Annotated in this window: 1 protein-coding gene; it reads right to left on the reverse strand. The window is 50.8% G+C overall.

The genetic code is table 11. The features are described 5' to 3' along the window. Positions 1–584, reverse strand: a 584-nt coding sequence (locus tag ACTHUM_RS16950) for a DnaB-like helicase N-terminal domain-containing protein (protein WP_440403550.1), incomplete at its 3' end; no start/stop codon positions are given. Positions 585–679 lie beyond the last annotated feature (95 nt).

Below are 679 nucleotides of genomic sequence, written 5' to 3' on the forward strand. Positions count from 1 at the left end.
GGATTGTCGCGCGAATAAAGCATATCGATGCGCTCGACCACTTCTTTCAAAAGGTCGGGCATCTCAAGGAAGCCTTGTTTGGATTTGGCGGTACTTTCGGCGATTTGGAATACTTTGTTTTCTGCCTCGTCCAAAAGCTGGCCTGCATCGCGCCCTTGCGGATTGTATGCGCTGCGTGCAATTTCCGTGCCGACTTCGGCAAGCTGGCGCATGATGGAACGCTCGCGCACGATTTCGGCGTAGCGGCGGATATTGGCAGCAGACGGCGTGTTTTGCGCCAGCGTAATCAGATAATTGAATCCGCCTGCCGCTTCCAATTCTTCATTGCGCTCCAAACTTTCTTGAACGGTAATGACGTCTGCAGGACGGCTTTCATTAATCAGGTTGGCAATCGCACGAAAAATCAGGCGGTGTTCGTGGCGGTAGAAATCTTCGCCGGAAACGACATCGGCAATACGGTCCCAAGCAGAATTTTCCAGCATCAGACCGCCTAAGACGGATTGCTCCGCTTCTGTGGAATGTGGCGGCAGTGACAATGCGCTGATTTCACGGTCTTCAGACGGCATATCGGAATAATTGCTCATGACGGGCATCTCTGGCTGGAAAATTGCAATCCACTATTATAGCGCAGTGTAAGTTCAATTGGTGTGTTTAGGCTAAAGCAGGTAAAATAGCAATG

The sequence above is a fragment of the Neisseria sp. P0021.S006 genome (assembly GCF_051956895.1).